The organism is Streptomyces odontotermitis (assembly GCF_050510915.1).
In the GTDB taxonomy this organism is placed as follows: domain Bacteria; phylum Actinomycetota; class Actinomycetes; order Streptomycetales; family Streptomycetaceae; genus Streptomyces.
In genome coordinates, this window is sequence record NZ_JBNJLS010000030.1 from 17,590 (window position 1) to 33,264 (window position 15,675).

14 protein-coding genes are annotated in these 15,675 nt (G+C 72.2%); 8 read left to right on the plus strand and 6 right to left on the minus strand.

The features are described from left to right. Positions 1-290: 290 nt before the first annotated feature. Positions 291-1,163 carry an aldo/keto reductase gene (locus tag ACQB60_RS42725; protein WP_496931493.1) on the minus strand — a complete coding sequence of 291 codons (873 nt, stop codon included), beginning with the start codon at positions 1,161-1,163 and terminating at the stop codon, positions 291-293. A gap of 212 nt (positions 1,164-1,375) precedes the next feature. Between ACQB60_RS42725 and ACQB60_RS42730 the strand changes: the two genes are divergently transcribed. Then, positions 1,376-2,026 carry a DedA family protein gene (locus tag ACQB60_RS42730; protein ID WP_496931494.1) on the plus strand — a complete coding sequence of 217 codons (651 nt, stop codon included), beginning with the start codon at positions 1,376-1,378 and terminating at the stop codon, positions 2,024-2,026. A gap of 64 nt (positions 2,027-2,090) precedes the next feature. On the opposite strand, the gene ACQB60_RS42735 is transcribed toward ACQB60_RS42730, so the two are convergent. Further along, the gene (locus ACQB60_RS42735; protein ID WP_496931495.1) at positions 2,091-2,792 is read right to left on the minus strand and encodes an NAD(P)-dependent oxidoreductase; all 702 of its coding nucleotides are present in this window, start codon (positions 2,790-2,792) and stop codon (positions 2,091-2,093) included. 160 nt (positions 2,793-2,952) lie between these two features. On the opposite strand from ACQB60_RS42735, the gene ACQB60_RS42740 reads away from it, so the two are divergent. The 3 genes from ACQB60_RS42740 to ACQB60_RS42750 all read left to right on the plus strand — a co-directional run bounded on the left by ACQB60_RS42740 (position 2,953) and on the right by ACQB60_RS42750 (position 5,750). Further along, a complete protein-coding gene (locus ACQB60_RS42740) occupies positions 2,953-3,678 on the plus strand; it encodes a TetR/AcrR family transcriptional regulator (protein ID WP_496931496.1) in 726 nt (241 codons plus the stop codon). A gap of 155 nt (positions 3,679-3,833) precedes the next feature. After that, a complete protein-coding gene (locus ACQB60_RS42745) occupies positions 3,834-4,997 on the plus strand; it encodes a serine hydrolase domain-containing protein (RefSeq protein WP_496931558.1) in 1,164 nt (387 codons plus the stop codon). 183 nt (positions 4,998-5,180) lie between these two features. Then, positions 5,181-5,750 carry a carboxymuconolactone decarboxylase family protein gene (locus ACQB60_RS42750; RefSeq protein ID WP_496931497.1) on the plus strand — a complete coding sequence of 190 codons (570 nt, stop codon included), beginning with the start codon at positions 5,181-5,183 and terminating at the stop codon, positions 5,748-5,750. 3 nt (positions 5,751-5,753) lie between these two features. On the opposite strand, the gene ACQB60_RS42755 is transcribed toward ACQB60_RS42750, so the two are convergent. Then, positions 5,754-7,259, minus strand: a complete 1,506-nt coding sequence (locus ACQB60_RS42755) for an MFS transporter (RefSeq protein ID WP_496931498.1) — start codon at positions 7,257-7,259, stop codon at positions 5,754-5,756. Further along, entirely contained in the window at positions 7,256-7,927 is a 672-nt protein-coding gene (locus ACQB60_RS42760; protein WP_496931499.1) for a TetR/AcrR family transcriptional regulator, read from the minus strand. The genes ACQB60_RS42755 and ACQB60_RS42760 overlap by 4 nt, the downstream gene beginning before the upstream one ends. Positions 7,928-8,175: 248 nt before the next feature. Here ACQB60_RS42760 and ACQB60_RS42765 point away from each other — a divergent pair, with 248 nt between their 5' ends. Further along, on the plus strand, positions 8,176-9,543 hold the full coding sequence (locus tag ACQB60_RS42765) for a S41 family peptidase (protein WP_496931559.1): 1,368 nt from the start codon (positions 8,176-8,178) through the stop codon (positions 9,541-9,543). A 45-nt stretch (positions 9,544-9,588) separates the two neighbouring features. On the opposite strand, the gene ACQB60_RS42770 is transcribed toward ACQB60_RS42765, so the two are convergent. Next, positions 9,589-11,055 carry an MFS transporter gene (locus tag ACQB60_RS42770; RefSeq protein ID WP_496931500.1) on the minus strand — a complete coding sequence of 489 codons (1,467 nt, stop codon included), beginning with the start codon at positions 11,053-11,055 and terminating at the stop codon, positions 9,589-9,591. Positions 11,056-11,254: 199 nt separating this feature from the next. Between ACQB60_RS42770 and ACQB60_RS42775 the strand changes: the two genes are divergently transcribed. Further along, the gene (locus tag ACQB60_RS42775) at positions 11,255-12,835 is read left to right on the plus strand and encodes an MFS transporter (protein WP_496931501.1); all 1,581 of its coding nucleotides are present in this window, start codon (positions 11,255-11,257) and stop codon (positions 12,833-12,835) included. Positions 12,836-12,934: 99 nt separating this feature from the next. Here ACQB60_RS42775 and ACQB60_RS42780 read toward each other — a convergent pair whose 3' ends face one another. Then, entirely contained in the window at positions 12,935-14,158 is a 1,224-nt protein-coding gene (locus ACQB60_RS42780) for a cytochrome P450 family protein (protein ID WP_496931502.1), read from the minus strand. Between the two features lie 292 nt (positions 14,159-14,450). Between ACQB60_RS42780 and ACQB60_RS42785 the strand changes: the two genes are divergently transcribed. Next, positions 14,451-14,594: a hypothetical protein gene (locus ACQB60_RS42785; RefSeq protein WP_384834123.1), complete on the plus strand. Its 144-nt coding sequence runs from the start codon at positions 14,451-14,453 to the stop codon at positions 14,592-14,594. A gap of 297 nt (positions 14,595-14,891) precedes the next feature. Continuing rightward, positions 14,892-15,635 (plus strand): SagB/ThcOx family dehydrogenase, encoded by a 744-nt coding sequence (locus ACQB60_RS42790; RefSeq protein WP_496931503.1) that lies wholly within the window; start codon positions 14,892-14,894, stop codon positions 15,633-15,635. Positions 15,636-15,675: the final 40 nt, after the last annotated feature.

Below are 15,675 nucleotides of genomic sequence, written 5' to 3' on the forward strand. Positions count from 1 at the left end.
ACGGTGCTCGCGCTGTTCCGGCTGGGGTCGGGGGCGCGGGGGCGGGAGGTCTTCCGGCCGTGGCGGGAGGCGGCCCTGCGCCGGCTCGGCGGGAGCGAGTGTGCGCTGCGGCGGCAACGGGCCCTGCTGCGCACCATCGTCAGTGACCGGTCCCCGTACTTCCCCGGCCTCGGCCCTCGCCCCCGCCCTGCCGCGGTGGTGCCACGAGGTCGCCGACGGTGACGGAGCGGTGCGGTGCGGCGCCGCGGAAGGGGAGTTTCTCCGTGGCGCCCCCGTGTGCACGCGATGTGTCAGGCCGCCGCCGACAGCGCGTCGAACTCCGCGTCCGTGAGCCTGATGTGGGCCGCCGCCGTGTTCTCCTCGAGGTGCGCCACGCTCTTCGTGCCGGGGATCGGGAGCAGGACGGGGGAGCGGCGCAGGAGCCAGGCGAGGGCGAGTTGGGCGGGGCTCGCGCCGTGGTCCTTGGCGGCGGCGTCCAACGGGCCGCCGGGGCGGGCGAGTTCGCCGGTCGCCATCGGGAACCACGGGATGAACGCGATGTTCTCGGCCTCCGTGTACGTGAGGAGGTCCTCCGCGGAGCGCTTCGCGAGGTTGTAGTGGTTCTGGACGGACACGATGTCCGCGTACGCGCGGGACTCCTTCAACTGCTCGACCGTGACCTCGGAGAGGCCGATGTGGCGGATCTTGCCCTCGTCCTGCAGCAGCTTGAGTTCGCCGACCTGGTCGGCGAGCGGGACCTGCGGGTCGATGCGGTGCAGCTGGTAGAGGTCGATGCGCTCGACGCCGAGGTGGCGCAGGCTGAGCTCCGTCTGCTGGCGCAGGTACTCGGGGCGGCCCACCGGGCGCCAGTCGTCGGGCCCGGAGCGGGTCAGGCCGCCCTTGGTCGCGATGACGAGGTCGTCCGCGTACGGGTGCAGCGCCTTGCGTATCAACTGCTCGCTGACGATCGGCCCGTACGAGTCGGCGGTGTCGATGAGGTTCACGCCGAGCTCGACGGCGCGGCGCAGCACGCGCACCGCCTCGGCCGGGTCCTCGGGCTCGCCCCAGACGCCGGGCCCGGTCAGCTGCATGGTGCCGTAGCCGAGGCGGCGGACGGGCAGGTCGCCGCCGAGTTCGAACGTACCGGCGGTCTCGGCGGGGCGGGTGGGCGCATCAGTGGTCATGACGGGTGTCCTTCGTCGTTCCGCAGGTGGTCGGCTCCGAGGAGCTTACGAAGAGGGGGCTCGTCCGCGCACGGGGTGTTTGACCGCTCGACGCCTACAACGTTTCGCCGGGTTTGTCGTTGACCGGGTGTTGAACGGGGCGGAGTTCTCCAGAACCATCCCCTCAACGCCCTTCCGTCAATGTCCTTCAACTGCTTCGAGAAGGAGCCCTCGTGGAACTCGCCGTCAATGTGCTGGACGCCCAGTCGATGATCACCGCCTTCGGCCTCGCGGGCATCCTGGCGGTCATCTTCGCCGAGACGGGGCTGCTCATCGGCTTCTTCCTGCCCGGTGACTCGCTGCTGTTCCTGGCGGGCGTCGGCGCGTCCGGGGCGGCCGCCGAGGTCTTCGACCGGCCCGGCTTCCATCTCTCGCTGCCCGCGCTCCTGGTGGGGGCGCCGCTGTGCGCGATCGCCGGGGCGCAGGTCGGACACCTGCTGGGCGCGCGGCTCGGCCCGAAGCTGTTCGCCCGCCCGGACTCGCGTCTCTTCAAGGCCGAGTACGTGGCGAAGGCGGAGGCATACTTCACCAAGTACGGCGCCGGGAAGGCCGTCGTCCTCGCCCGGTTCGTGCCCATCGTGCGCACGTTCCTCAACCCGGTCGCCGGGGTGCTCGGCATGCGCGCGGGTGCGTTCCTGCTCTGGAACGCCGTGGGCGGCGCGGTGTGGACGATCGGGATCATCCTGCTCGGCTACCGCCTCGGCGACTCCCTCAAGGGCAGCATCGACACGTATCTGCTGCCCGCCATCGCCCTGATCATCGCGCTGTCGCTGCTGCCCGTGCTGGTGGAGGTCGTGCGGTCGCGGCGTGCGGCCACGCGCTGACGGCGTCAATCCCGGCATGGGCAGGGGTGGTTGAGGACGTGGCGGCGGTAGGCGGTACGGCGGCTCAGTAGCCCACCGTGAAGCGCCGCTGCACGAACCGCGGCAACTCCGCCTCGTCGACGAGCGCCACGGCCGCGTCCTCGGCCGAGATGCGGCTGCGCCCCTCCGCGTCGACGACCACCTGGTCGCCGCCGACGCGGAAGCGGCCCGTGCGCGCGCCGGGCGCGATGTCCTCTGCGGGACTGAAGTACGTCCACAGCCGGTTGGACGTGCGCAGCACGTCGAGCGCGTCCCGGTGTCCGCGCACGGCGGCCGCGTACTCCCGCGGCAGGCCGACCGCGTCGAGGGTCTCGTGCAGCAGCGCGTCGTCGTCCGCCCGCGTGACCCCGGGCCTGATCTCCAGGCTGCCCGCGCCGCCGATCACGATCAGCCGCGTCCTGGGGTGGCTCTCCAGGGCCTTCAGCAGTGAGCGCGCGGCGGTGGCGTACAGCGTGGGGTCGGCGATCGAGCGGGCGAGGGTGTCGGCCATGTCCCGGGCGGCGTTGCCGGGCTGGTAGCCGCTGATGAGCACGTCGAGTCCGGGCAGCGCGGCCGCCACGCCCTCCGCGTCGAGCACGTCGACGCTGCGCCAAGTGACGTTCTGCCGGGACTCGTTGACGCCTTCCGCGTTGCGCGTGAACGCCGTGACGTGATGGCCCCGGCCGAGGGCCTCGGTGACGACGCGGCTGCCGATGGTGCCCGTGGCCCCGATGACTCCTATGCGCATGACTCTCCCCTTGAGTGGCTCTGTTCGAGCGGCTGTGCCCCTGAGCCGATCCGTCCCTGGGCGGCCCGCCCATGACGCGATCTGCTGCACGGCGTGCCGGGACTATACGGCGTGAAGTTTTCATACGGCAAGCAGTGAAGTGACGCTGTACAGTGACCGCGTGGTGAGCACCAGGAGTACGCGTACGGGCAGCGGCGGGCGGCGGGAGCGGCTGCGCGCCGAGACGACGGCCGAAATCAAAGAGGTGGCACTGGAGTTGATGGCCACGGGCGGGCCCGACGCCATCACGCTGCGGGCCATCGCCCGCGAGATGGGGATGACCGCCAACGCCATCTACGGCTACTTCGCCACCCGCGACGACCTGGTCACCACGCTCATCAACGACCTGTACACCGCCCTCGCCGACGCCGTCGACGCCGCCTGGCAGGCCGCTCCCGCCGAGGACCCGGCCGCCCGCATCCAGGCGTGGGCGGACGCCTTCCGCGGCTGGGCGCGCACCCACCCCGAAGGCTTCCGCCTGGTGTACGGCGACCCCGTGCCGGGCTACCGCGCCCCCGAGGGAGGCCCCGCCCCGGACGCCGCCCGCCGGGTCTGCGTCGGCATCACCGCGCTCGCGGCCGCGGCCTGGCCGCACGCCGAACGGCGGTATGCGGACTCCGAGTTCACCTGGTCCGACTTCGACGAGGGCCTGCTCGCCAAGGTCCGCCCCGCCTTTCCGGACCTTCCCCCGGCCGCCGTCGCCCTGGCCCTGCGCATCTGGAGCCGGCTGCACGGACTGGTGTCGCTGGAGGTCTACGGGCACCTCGCCGGTCAGACGCCGAGCCCCGACAAGCTCTTCCGCGAGGAACTCGCCCAACTCATACGGTCTTTGGGCGTCCCCGAGTAGGGTGCCGGGGCGTCCGCGCCGGATCACCGCAGGGCCGGGCGATGATTTTCGCGTACGACGGGAGTCGACCCCCTCAGCCGCCCACGGATCAGCCGCCCACGGACGAAGAAGGTGCCCCGATGCAGCCGAAGACCCCTGTGTCCCCCGTGACCCCGATGGCCGACGCAGCCGCCGGCCTCGGTGATCTCCTCAAGACCCACGTCGCCGACGGCACCCTGCCCGGCGCGGTCGCCCTCGTGGCGCGCGGCGACGAGACCGAGGTGGCCGCCGTCGGGTCCGCCGACGTCGCGTCGGGGCGTCCGATGGCCCGGGACTCGCTGTTCCGCATCGCCTCGCTCACCAAGCCCCTGACCGCGGCGGCCGTGATGGCGCTCGTCGACGACGGGCGGATCGCCCTCGGCGACCCGATCGCGCCGTGGCTGCCGGAACTCGCGGCGCCGATGGTCGTCCGTACGCCGGACGCCCCCGTCGACGACGTGGTCCCCGCCGCCCGGCCCCTCACGGTCGAGGACCTGATGAGCTTCCGCGCCGGATGGGGATTCCCGTCCGACTTCTCCCGGCCCGCCGTCGCCCCGGTCCTCGGCCTGATCGCGCGGGGCGCCCCGCACGCGCGGGAGTTCGCGTCGGACGAGGAGTGGCTGGCGGAGCTGTCCCGGGTGCCGATGCTGTACCAGCCGGGCGAGGCATGGCTGTACAACACCTGCTCCGACATCCTCGGCGCGCTCGTCGCGCGGGTCAGCGGCCGTCCGCTGGCGGAGTTCCTCGCCGAGCGGCTGCTGGTGCCCCTGGGCATGGCCGACACGGGATTCGAGGTGGCGGCGGTCGACCGGGACCGGTTCACCACCGCCTATGAGCGGGACCGGGAGAGCGGTGAACTGGTGGCCTACGACACCCCGGACGGGCTGTGGAGCGGCGCGGTCGGCTTCGCCTCCGGGGCGGGCGGCCTGGTGTCGACCGTCGACGACCTGCACGCCTTCGCCCGGATGATCCTGGCCGGGGGTGAGACGCGGGGCGGGCGGCAGCTGCTGTCGCGGGAGTCGGTGCGGCTCATCACCACCGACCACCTCACGCCGGAGCAGCGCGCGGCGAGCGCGCTCTTCACCGGGAAGCAGGGCTGGGGCTTCGGCGGCACCGTGGACGTCGAGCCGAGCCAGCCGTGGCACGTCGTCGGGCGCTACGGCTGGACCGGTGGCTCCGGCACCACGGCCCACCTCGTCCCGGCCACCGGCGCCGTCACCGTGCTGCTCACGCAGGTGGCGATGACCGGGCCCACGCCGAACCCCCTGATGCGGGAGTTCTGGACGTACGCGGCGCGCTGATCCCGCCCGAGACGGCCGGGCATCGGGATGGCGCGCTGATCCCGCCCGAGACGGCCGAGTGCCGGGAGGGGCCGCTGATCCCGCCCGCAGTGGCTCAACTTCAGGATGGCGATTCGGAAACAGAAGCAGTAGTCTCCCTCCGTATCCGCGCTTCTGGAACAGAAGCGCTCGAAGGGAGGCCGCATGCCCGCCCGGATCCCACCCGTCGCCGCCCCGTACCCTCCTGACGTCGCGTCAGTGCTGCGCCGCATGATGCCGCCAGGCGAGGAGCCCATCGGGCTCTTCCGGACCTACGCGCAGAACCCCGGCCTGACGGAGGCCCTGCACGCCTGGGGCTCCTACCAGCTCACCCGCAGGCTCAGCCTGGGCCTGCGCGACCGGGAGATTGTCATCGACCGCACCTGCGCGCGGTGCGGCTGCGCGTACGAATGGGGCGTGCACGTCCAACGGTTCGCCGGGCGTGCGGAGTTGACCGCCGCGCAGATCGGCTCGCTCACCCACGGCGGTGCCACGGACGCCTGCTGGACGAGCGAGCGTGACCGGCTGCTCATCGAGGCGGCCGACGCGCTGCACGCCGACCATGACATCGACGACGCACTCTGGGCCCGGCTCGCCGCGGAGTTCGCGCCCGAGCAGCTGCTGGATCTGCTGATGCTGTGCGGCTGGTACCACGCGATCAGCTTCACGGCCCGCGCGACCAGGCTGCCGCCGGAGCCGGGGGCACCTGGCTTCGCCGACTTCCCCGCACCGTAGCGGCTACGGGGCGGACAGCCGCCCGCTGAGCAGAGTCCCCGCTCCCGCGACCACGGCGAGCACCGTGAGCGCGGTCCCCATCGCCGAGGTGAAGGACCCCGAGGACCCGAGAACCGTGCCCGCCACGGCGATTCCCAGCGTGGGCCCGACGTTCATCGCGGTCTGCTGGAGCCCGCCCGCCACCCCCGCGTCGGCCGCCGGGGCCCGGCGTACGACGACCGTGGTCGCCGTCACCATCACGGTGCCGAATCCGGCGCCGAGCAGCAGGAAGCCGCCACCGACGGCGAGCGCGCCCGAGTCCGGACCGAGCCGCGACAGGGCCAGCACCCCGAGGGTGAGCAGCGCCATCGCGGCGGCCGTGGTGCGCCGGGGGCCGTGGCGGCGCTCCAGTACGGGCGCGAGCGGGGCGGCCGCCACCATCGTCACGGCCAGCGGCAGCGCGCGCAGGCTGCTCTGCAGCGGGTCGAGTCCGAGCACGTCCTGAAGAAAGTACGTCGCGACGTACAGCGCCCCGAACATCGCCGCCGACGCGGTGACCAGGACGGCCAGGGCCGAGGTGATCGCCGTCGAGCCGGACACGGACGCGGGGACGAGAGGGCTCTGGGTGCGGCGCTCGTGCCGGACGAAGGCGAGGCCCGAGGCGAGGGCAACTCCCGCGCCGAGTACGGGAAGTGAGAGGAGCGGTGCGCCGGGGAGCCCCACGCAGGCGTGCACGAGACAGCCGAGGGTCAGGGCGAGGAGAGCGGCTCCCGGCAGGTCGAGGCGCTCGCCCCGCGCTTCGCGTACTTCCTGCGCTTCCCGTACGTCCTGTGTGTCCCTTGCGCCCCCTGAGCCCCTTGCATCCCTCGTGCCCTGCGCTTCCCGCGACTCCCGCGCTTCCCGCGACTCCCGTACGAGGAGGGTCAGCGCGAGCCCGCCGAGGGCGAACGCGGGGACGGCGCTGAGGAAGAACGCGGACCGCCAGCCCCAGTGGGTGGTGAGCGCGCCGCCGACGAGCGGACCCGTGGCCGCCGCGAGGCCGATGGCGGCGGTGCGCACGGCGAGCGGCCGGCCGAGGCGGTCGGGCGGGTAGGCGGCGCGGAGCATGCCGAGCGTGGCGGGTTGCAGAAGTGCGCCGAACACGCCCTGGGCGACGCGGAGTCCGATGACCGGGCCGATGCCCGGGGACACCGCGATCCCGGCCGATGTGACGGCGAAACCGAGCGTGCCGAGGGCGAAGAGCCGCCGGTGGCCGTAGCGGTCGCCGAGCCGCCCGGCGAAGACGAGGAGGCTCGCCACGGCGATGAGGTAGCCGGTGCTGGTCCACTGGACCTGTGCGAACGAGGCGTGGAGGTCGCGGCGCAGGGCGGGTTGGGCGACGGTGAGGACCGTGCCGTCGAGGGCGACGACCACGGCGCCGGTGACGCTGGCGGCGAGAGTGAGGCGGGGGCTGCCGCCGCGGCCGCGGGGGTGGTGTGGGTGCGCGGCGGTGGTGGTGCTGCGGGCCGTGTCGGGGAGAGGTGAGGTCATCGCGCGTCGGACTCCGGGCCCAGGTGCGCGTCGAGCGCCGCGTGCAGCAGGGGTTCGACGTCGTCGGCGCCGGTGGCGAGCTGAAGGCTTCCCCAGCCCCACAGTTGGGCGATGCCGTGCAGATTGGCCCAGAGCGCGCCCGCGATCACGGCTGGCTCGGCGCCGTGCAGGGGCCGGGCCCGGGCGACCAGGTCCACGAAGACAGCGAAGAGCGGCAGGCTGGTGTCCCGCAGACCCAACTCCTTCGACTCCAGCAGATCGTGACGGAACATCAGCTCGAACATGCCGCGGTTCTCGAGCGCGAAGCGGAGGTAGGTGCGGCTGAGATCGGCGAGCTGGGCGCGGGGTGAGGGGCTGCTCGTGCCGCCGCCTCCCGTGCCCCCGCCTCCCGCGCCCCCGGCCAGGGTCGTCGCCACCTCTTCGGCGAGGTCCGCGAAGCCCTGCCGTGCGATGGCGGACAACAGGGAGAGGTGGGTGGGGAAGTGGCGGCGGGGCGCGCCGTGCGAGACGCCTGCCCTGCGGGCGATCTCCCGGAGGGAGAGCGCGGCCACGCCTTCGCGGGCCACGAGGTCGACGCCCGTCTCGACGAGGCGGGCGCGGAGGCCCTGGTCCTGCGCCCCCTGAACTTCCTGTGTTCCCTGTGCTCCGTGCTCGTTCCGCTGATCCATAGACACTGTCTACCACGTGCACGTAGACACTGTCTACGTGCACGTGGGGTGGGGTCTTCCCCCGCATGGACCGTCGGGCCAGCAGGATGTCGGGACCTCGGCCGCGTGACGATCATTGAGGCGACGCATCAAGTGGCCGGATAGACCAAGTGGCCGACGGGAAGGGTCAGATCGTGTACTCGGAGAACTCGCCGACGAGGACGTCCAAGACGCTCGCCGCCGCCGTGTTGGTGGCCGTGATCGGCGGCATGGCGGCGACCGCCGGACCTGCCCGAGCCGTACGGGCCGGCGAACTGCCCGGTGAGCAGCCCGGCGTCCAGGGCACCTGGCGCATCCAGGGCGACAGCACGCTCCTGTCCATCGCCCACGGCACCCTGCGCACCTACCAGACGACCGCCGTCAGCTGCCTCCCCGGCGACACCGCGCGACGCACCGGACGCGGGACGGTGCCGGCGGGCACCGTCACGTACAAGGGGGACGAGAACACCTACCAGGTGCGCCCCGGCAAGGGCGGCGCGCGGGCCACGCTGCACTACGAGGGCTCGACCGGCGACCGGACCCTGCGACGGGTGGCGGAGCTGCCGGAGTCCTGCGGCGAGTCGGCGCCCGACGGCAAGCGCGCGACCTTCGACGTCTTCTGGCGGACCTTCGAGGAGAACTATCCGTTCTTCACGGCGAAGAACATCGACTGGCACGCGGTCCGGGACCGGTACCGGCCCCGGATCCACGAGGGCATGAGCGACGCCCAACTCTTCGCCGTACTGCGGGAGATGATCCGTCCGTTGTACGACGCCCATGTGTCGCTGCGCGCCGGGGACACCGGGAGTTTCGGGCAGGGGCGCCCCGGTACGGAGGTCCCGTCCGCCACGCTCGACCGGCGTGCGCGGAGCCACATCGAGCGGATCGACCTCGGCGGCGAGCGGCTGCGCCCCTTCGCGGGCGGCCGCATCGGATACGCCCGGCTCCCCGACGGGCAGGGCTATCTGCGCATCTCCGGCTTCGGTGGCTACACCGACAAGGGGGACGACTACGCGGCCGACAGCGCGGCCCTCGACGAGGCGCTGACCGAGGCCGTGCGGTCGGGCCCGCGCGGCCTCATCCTGGACCTGCGCATCAACGGCGGCGGCTCCGACGCCCTGGCCCTCCAGGTGGCCCAACGCCTCACGAAACAGCCGTACTTCGCGTACGCCAAGCGCGTGCGCGACGACCCGGCCGACCCCGCCCACTTCACCCGCCCGCAGTCCGTGCGCGTCCACCCCGCCCCCGGCAGGCAGCGGTACGCGGGCCCGCTCGCGGTCCTCACCGGCGGCGAGACGTACAGCGCGGGCGAGACCCTCACACAGGCCCTGATGGACCGCCCGGCCCCGACCGTGCGGATCGGCCGGAACACCCAGGGCGTCTTCTCCGACGTACTGGAGCGGAAGCTCCCCAACGGGTGGACGTTCGGCCTGCCCAACGAGGAGTTCCTCACCGCGACCGGCGAGACCTTCGACGGCACGGGCATTCCGCCGCATCACCGAACCGGTGTGTTCACCGAGGAGTTGGCGCAGGGGAAGCGTGACTCGGCCTTCGCGTGTGCCCTCGTGGAGCTTGCCCGACACCCCGGCCGGTCGTAGCGGCCGTGGCGGTCGCGGCTGCCGCGGTCGTGGGCGATCCGCGGCTCAAGCCCGCTGTCGCGCCTCCGCCCGGAGGTCGAGCACCGCCGCCACCAGCGCCACGACCACGAAGCCCAGCGCCGTGAGCAGGCCCAGCTGCAGGGCGTCCGCCCAGTGGTCGTGGTTGCCGACGTGGGCGAAGAAGACGGCGCCCACCGCAGCGATGCCCGCGGCGGAGCCGATGCGCTGGGAGGTCTGGAGCACGCCGCCCGCCGCGCCCGCGAGGCGCACCGGGACCTCGGAGAGGGTGAGCGTGGTGTTGGGGGAGACCGTGAGGCCCGAGCCGAGCCCCGCCACCAGCAGGGGAAGGGCCGTCGCCCACGCGGCGTGGGGACCGGGGACGAGGCGGACGGCCACGATGGTGCCCGTGAGGCCGAGGGCCACGCCGAGCAGGCCGAAGGTGACCAGCTTGCGGCCGTGCCGGACCACGAGGCGGCCGCCCGCCGCCGCGGCGACCGCGGAGCCCGCCGCGAACGGGACGGACGCGCAGCCCGCTTCGAGCGCGCTGTAGCCGAGCCCGTTCTGCAGGAACAGGGTGTAGACGAAGAAGACCGTGGTGAAGCCGGCGAAGTAGACCAGGGCGAGGAGCGCGCCCAGCGAGAAGGAACGGAGCCGGAAGAGGCGGACGTTGACCAGCGGCGCGTGCTGCCGGTCCGTCTGGCGGCGCTCCCACAGCCAGAAGGCGAGCAGGAGCAGCACGCCCAGCGGGACCAGCGCCCACTTGCCGCGGCCCGGCCACTCCTGCTCCTGGACCAGCGGCAGCATCACCGCGACGACGCCCAGGCCGAGCAGGAGCACGCCGAGCGGGTCGAAGCCCTCCCCGCCCCGGCGCTCGGCGGCGGAGCGCCGGGGGAGCAGGCGCAGGGCGGCGGCGAACGCGGCGGCGCCGAGTGGCAGGTTGACGAAGAACACCCAGCGCCAGCCCGAGTCCGTGCCGAACGCCTGGATGAGCAGACCGCCGACCAGCGGGCCCACGGCCGTGGAGATGCCGATGGTGCTGCCGAGCATCCCGAAGGCCCGGGCCCGCTCCGCGCCCTGGAACAACTGCTGGATCAGGCCGGAGACCTGCGGCGAGACGAACCCGGCCGCCGCGCCCTGGAGGAGACGGAAGGCGACCAGCCAGCCCGATGAGGGCGCGAGTCCGCAGGCCGCCGAGGCGAGCGTGAACAGGGCGAGGCCGGTGAGGAACGCCGTCCGGCGCCCGCGCAGGTCGCCGAGCCGCCCGGCCGGTACGAGCGCGAGCCCGTACGTGAGCGCGTACCCGGAGACCACCCAGGACAGGTCGGCCTGTGAGGCGTGCAGTCCCCGCTCCATCGACGGCAGCGCGACGTTGACGATCGAGGTGTCGAGGAGCGTCATGAACCCGGCGGTCAGACAGACCGCGAGGGCCTTCCAGCGGCGGGCGTCGGCGGTCGCCTCGGGGTCGGGGCCGTGCTCCGTGGCTGCGGCTGTCCGGGCCTTGGGGACGGTCATGGCTCCCAGCCTGGCCGGTGCCCGGGGCCCGGGGGAGATCGCGCGGGCCGTTCGAGTGGCGGGGCGCTTCAGGTCGCCGGGGACGGTGCGCTTCACGGAGTGCGGAGCGAGGCGCTTCACGTCGCAGACTCACACTGTTAGAGTGGTCTAACAGTGTTAGAGAACGATCTGCGAGACCAACCCGACAGGACGGTGTGCGATGGCGGTGGACACCCCCGCCCGATCCGGCCGGAGCCCGTACCGGACGCTCCCGGCGCTCTGTGTGCCGCTGGCCCTCACGATGCTGCAGAGCACGGTGCTCAGCACCGCGCTGCCCGACATCCAGGACGATCTCAACGGCGGCATCCAGGACATCCAGTGGGTCATCAGCGGCTACTCCCTGGCGTTCGCCGCGCTCATGCTGACCGGCGGCGCCTGCGGTGACCGGTTCGGCCGCAAGCGGACCTTCCTGGCCGGCCTCACGGTCTTCCTCGCGGGCTCGGTCTTCTCCGCGCTCGCCGGGTCCGTGTGGGTCCTGGTGGCCGGGCAGGCCGTGCTCGGCGTCGGCGCCGCGCTGCTCATGCCCAACACGCTCTCGATCATCCGGCACGTCTTCACCGACAGCGGCGAGCGCGGCACGGCCATCGGCATCTGGGCCGCCGTCGCGGGCGCGGCCGTCGCCTTCGGCCCGGTCGTCGGCGGGCCGCTGGTGGAGAACTTCGGCTGGGCGGGCATCTTCTGGATGTACGTGCCCATCGCCGTGCTCGGTCTGGTCATGGGCCTGCGGGACGTACCGGAGTCGTCCAACCCCGAACGGCGCCTGGACCTGGCCGGGTTGGTGCTCTCCATCGCCGCCATGTCCGCGATCGTGTACGCCACCATCGAGGGCGGCTCGCGCGGCTGGAGCGACTCGCTCGTCGTCGGCGCGTATGTGGCGGGCGGGGTGCTCCTGGTGGCCTTCCTCGTCACCGAGACGCTGGTGAAGGAGCCGATGCTGGACCTGTCGTTCTTCCGTGACCGGGTCTTCACCGGCTCCGTGCTCGCCGGGTTCGTCCTGTACTTCGGCCTGTTCGCGATCACGTACTTCCTGATGCTGTGGCTGCAGACCGTCCTCGGCTGGTCGGCGGTCGGCGCCGGACTCGCGATCCTCCCCGGCATGCTCCTCGCGATGGTCTCGGCGCCGGTCGCCGGCTGGATGACCACCCGGGTCGGCGGCGCCGTGCCGCTCGGGCTCGGCATCTTCTTCGCCTCGATGACGATGTTCGGGGCGTCCCTGTACGGCACCGGGGCGCGCTACTCCGAGTACTGGTGGGTGGTGCTCCTGGTCGGGCTCGGCATCGGTCTCACGCTCACCCCGATCTCCACCCTCGTGATGATGCGGGTGCCCGCCGCCCGCTCCGGCATGGCGTCCGGCGCGAGCAACGCCACCCGGCAGCTCGGCAGCGTCTTCGGGGTGGCCGTGCTCGGCACGCTGCTCACCACGAAGATGACCGACAGCGTGCGCGACCGGCTGACGGAGGCGCGGGTTCCGGCCCAGGCGCGCGACAGCGTCGTGAAGGCGGTCGAGGCGGGCGGTGCGCAGAGCACGGGCCAGGGCGGCGACCCCCGGATCACGAACCTGGTCAACGAGGCGTTCGTGGACGGCCTGCACCTGGCCGAACGGGTCGGCGGCGCCTTGCTGTTGGTCACCGCGGTGGTCGCCTACTTCCTCGTCCGTGGCCGGGACCGCACCGACATCGAGGACGAGACGGCGGCGGACACGGCGGCCGGCGACGAGGTCGCGGCGGGCGACCGCACCTGAGACAGCCGGGCGGGCTCGGATCGGATCCCCCGTCGGCCGAGCCCGTCCGGCGTTCGACGCGCCACTCCCGTCACGGGAGTGGCGCGTCTCCCCGTACCGTCACTCCCGTACGAGCACCGGCAGTTCGCACACGCCCCGCATCATCAGGTTGTCCCGCCACCGCAGATCCTCCGGGGCCCAGGCGAGGCGCAGCCCCGGGTGGCGCGCGAACAGCCGGGCCACCCCGACCCGCCCCTCCATGCGGCCGACCGCGGCCCCCATGCAGTGGTGGATCCCATGGCTGAACGCCAGGTGCTGCTGCGCGGCCGCGCGGGTGCTGTCGAAGTGGTCCGGGTCGGGGAAGCGGCGCGGATCACGGCCGGTCGCCCCGAGCAGTACGAGCACCGGCTCCCCGGCACGCAGTTTCCGTCCGCACAGCTCGACGTCGCGCACCGGGAAGCGCCAGGTGGGCACCTTCACCGGGCCGTCGACGCGCAGCACCTCCTCGATCAGGGGCTCGATCCGCGCGGGATCCCGCTCCAGGGCGGCGCGTTCTTCCGGGTGGGACAGCAGGCGCAGGGTCGCGTTGGTGATGAGGTACGCGCTGGACTCATGGCCCGCGAAGAACAACTGGTAGACGAGTGAGATCAGTTCGTAGTCGTCGAGGTGCTCCTCGCCGTGGGCCGAGACCAGGGCGCTGACCAGGTCGTCGGCGGGTTCCTTGCGGCGGGAGGCGAGCAGCGGGACGAAGTAGCCGGCCATCTCGTCGGCGGCCTGGTCGAAGGACGCGTCGTCCTGGAGCTCGGCGCGCACGAGCAGCGCGCCCCAGTCCTTGAACCGCTGCCGGTCGGCTGCGGGAATGCCGATCAGCTCGCAGATCACCTCGACGGCGAGCGGCAGCGCGTAGTCCCCGAGGACGTCGAAGTCGGGGCGGCCCGCAAGGGTGTCGAGCTGTGCTTCCGCGAACGTCTCGACGGGGCCCTGGAGTTGGAGCATCCGCCGGGCGGTGAGCGCCCGGGACATCAGCCGGCGCATCCGGGTGTGGTCGGGCGGGTCGACGCTGAGCAGATGACGGCCGAGCAGGGCCGTCTTCTCCTCGGCGCGGCCGGCCGCGATGGCCTCGCGCACCGGCTCCTCCGTGTTGGCCGGATCGACGCTGAACAGCGGGTCGGAGAGTACCCATTTCGCCACGTCGTAGCCCGTGATCAGCCAGGGGTTCAGGTCCGGGCGCAGATGCACGCGGGTCACCGGTTCCGTGCGGTGGAGCTCGGCGTAGCCCGGCCCCGGGTCGGCCATGAATGCGGAATCGAGCAGATCAACCGGAGGTGCGTCTTCGAAGGCCATGGCCTCGTTGGTAACGCATGCCGGGGGTGCCACGCAATAACGGTCTGGTATTCCCCATTAAAAGGCTTCGTCAAGTGGAATATAGCGTGCCGTTTGCCCGATCGGGCTATTTGTAGTTCGCTCGGGGCGGCCTTGCACTGGCTGACAAACACTGTTAGGTTGCGACGCTGTGAGGCTGGAAGTTTCTGCTCAACAGACTCACCGACCTCACCGGGGGTTTCCGGTGAATGTGGCCGGATGCCCTTCGTGCACATGGAATCCACCCTCCGTATCCCAACACGAGGAGATGGTCATGAAGCTGCAGTCCGAGAAGACGGCGGAGCACCGCAACAGCACCCCGCAGGCCGCTCTTGAGCCGTTCGGCGCAGGTCGTGAAGGTGCCGTTCTGGTTCCTGGCGCCTGTTCCTGCTGCTGCGGAGCCGTTGTCCGCAAGTAACCGATGACGGTCGGCGCGCCGCGGGTCACGGGCCCGCGGCGCGTCGGCCCCTCGTCAGTTCTGACAACGACGGTTAAGTCCGCAGCGGCGGGTTAAATGCGAGGAGCGAATTACATGAGCGATGCGCAGACCCCCGCAGATTCAGGACTTGTGCGGTCCTCGGTTGCTGCGAGTGCCTATCGCACGATGAGTCCACATGTGAACGCTGTAGGTTTGCAAACCCACTCGATGCGTTTTGAAAATCAGTCAGCAGATGGTGCCGAACGCATCGCGGAGGAGTTTCTGATAGCAACTCGAATGCGACGCTGGGACCGTGAGTCCCTGCTGTCCATCGGGTATTACTTCTCCGATGTCATGGCGGTCGTCCAGTCCCGCCAGGACCGGCTGCCGCGCCAGGGCGCGCCCCGCGTCCCGCTGCCCGAGGGCGCCGACGCCCCGGCCGGGCTCGCCGAGACCGTGCTGCGCCGCCGCAGCGGCCGTGACTTCACCGGCGCCCCGGTCTCCCTCGACGACCTCGCCACGGTGCTGCGCTTCGCGGGCGGCGTCACGGCCGAGGCCGACATCGAACTCGCCGACGGCGCCCCGCTGACCATGGGCTTCCGTACGGTGCCCAGCGCGGGCGGCCTCTACCCCGTCGAGCTCTGGCTCGCCGCCCTGAACGTGACCGGCCTCGAGCGGGGGCTGCACCGCTATCTGCCCGTCGAGGACGCCCTCACCGCGCAGGCGGGCCCCGAGACGCTGCCCGAACTCCTCGCCTCCTTCGACCCGCAGGACGGCTCGATCGACTTCGAGCGGGCCGGCGCCGTCCTCCTGCTGATCGGCAACCCCTGGCGCTCGATGCGCAAGTACGGCCCGCGGGGCATGCGTTCGATGTTCCACGAGTCGGGCGGCATCGCCCAGAACACCCATCTGGCCGCCACCGGACTCGGGTTGCAGAGCGTGGACTTCTCCGGCTTCTACGACGACGAGGCGCACGCCGCCCTCCACCTCGACGGCGTGCACCGCACGCTGCTCCACACCGTGCTGTTGGGCGCGGGCTGACCCCCGCGCGCCCACTCGACACCACCAGGGACCAGGCAGA

Bases quoted from the DNA above. Each gene is read 5' to 3' on its own strand.
- ACQB60_RS42765 (WP_496931559.1), top strand. From the start codon at position 8,176: ATGGCGGCGACCGCCGGACCTGCCCGAGCCGTACGGGCCGGCGAACTG.
- ACQB60_RS42750 (WP_496931497.1), top strand. From the start codon at position 5,181: ATGCCCGCCCGGATCCCACCCGTCGCCGCCCCGTACCCTCCTGACGTC.
- ACQB60_RS42770 (WP_496931500.1), bottom strand. From the start codon at position 11,055: ATGACCGTCCCCAAGGCCCGGACAGCCGCAGCCACGGAGCACGGCCCC.
- ACQB60_RS42775 (WP_496931501.1), top strand. From the start codon at position 11,255: ATGGCGGTGGACACCCCCGCCCGATCCGGCCGGAGCCCGTACCGGACG.
- ACQB60_RS42745 (WP_496931558.1), top strand. From the start codon at position 3,834: ATGGCCGACGCAGCCGCCGGCCTCGGTGATCTCCTCAAGACCCACGTC.
- ACQB60_RS42780 (WP_496931502.1), bottom strand. From the start codon at position 14,158: ATGGCCTTCGAAGACGCACCTCCGGTTGATCTGCTCGATTCCGCATTC.
- ACQB60_RS42790 (WP_496931503.1), top strand. From the start codon at position 14,892: ATGCGACGCTGGGACCGTGAGTCCCTGCTGTCCATCGGGTATTACTTC.
- ACQB60_RS42735 (WP_496931495.1), bottom strand. From the start codon at position 2,792: ATGCGCATAGGAGTCATCGGGGCCACGGGCACCATCGGCAGCCGCGTC.
- ACQB60_RS42725 (WP_496931493.1), bottom strand. From the start codon at position 1,163: ATGACCACTGATGCGCCCACCCGCCCCGCCGAGACCGCCGGTACGTTC.
- ACQB60_RS42785 (WP_384834123.1), top strand. From the start codon at position 14,451: ATGAAGCTGCAGTCCGAGAAGACGGCGGAGCACCGCAACAGCACCCCG.
- ACQB60_RS42760 (WP_496931499.1), bottom strand. From the start codon at position 7,927: ATGGATCAGCGGAACGAGCACGGAGCACAGGGAACACAGGAAGTTCAG.
- ACQB60_RS42755 (WP_496931498.1), bottom strand. From the start codon at position 7,259: ATGACCTCACCTCTCCCCGACACGGCCCGCAGCACCACCACCGCCGCG.